We start from the raw sequence: 539 nt of genomic DNA, 5'->3' as shown, positions 1-539 counted from the left end.
AGGAACACCGGGATGGCGATGGCCGAGAGAATGCCGATGATGATGATGACGACGAGGAGCTCGATMAGGGTGAAGCCCTTGTCCTTCTCCGCGATGGACTTCTGCATGCGAGCGATCATGTCCGTCTTCTTTCGTGAGGTCTGGGTGTTCAGGATCTAGCCGAGCCGTTCGCTACTGCAGGGGATCAGGGCTGGACCTTGGGGTTCAGTCCGCCGAGCGCGCTGTCGTACAGGAAGTACTTGCCGGCGGTCGCAGTGGACTTGTCATTGGTCCCCTGGAGCGTGTAGGACTGCCCGCTCGCGTCGAGCGCGTACACGATGACGTTGTTCGCGCTGACCGAGACCGTGTCGCCGAGGGTGATGGCGAACTTGGTGCCCGCGCCACCCGTCTGCGCCGCGTCCGCCGTCAGCGGGTACKYCTGGTTGTCSGTGTAGTASGTCTCGAYCTCCTGGGCGACCGTACGCAGGTCGGACTTGATCGACGCGTCGACCGCCTTCTTGCGCTGGTTSAGGAACACCGGGATGGCGATGGCCGAGAGA

2 protein-coding genes are annotated in these 539 nt (G+C 62.6%); both read right to left on the bottom strand.

Going from position 1 to position 539, the window contains the following annotated elements:
- Nucleotides 1-107: prepilin-type N-terminal cleavage/methylation domain-containing protein (locus tag ACXJKG_RS21415; RefSeq protein WP_456847726.1), on the bottom strand; the 107-nt coding region annotated here is incomplete at its 3' end.
- A gap of 77 nt (nt 108-184) precedes the next feature.
- A partial coding sequence (locus ACXJKG_RS21410) for a type IV pilin protein (protein WP_456847725.1) occupies nt 185-539 on the bottom strand: 355 nt, incomplete at its 5' end.

It is taken from the genome of Cellulomonas sp. P5_C6 (assembly GCF_054049635.1).
This window is presented reverse-complemented; position numbering and strand designations above follow the sequence as displayed.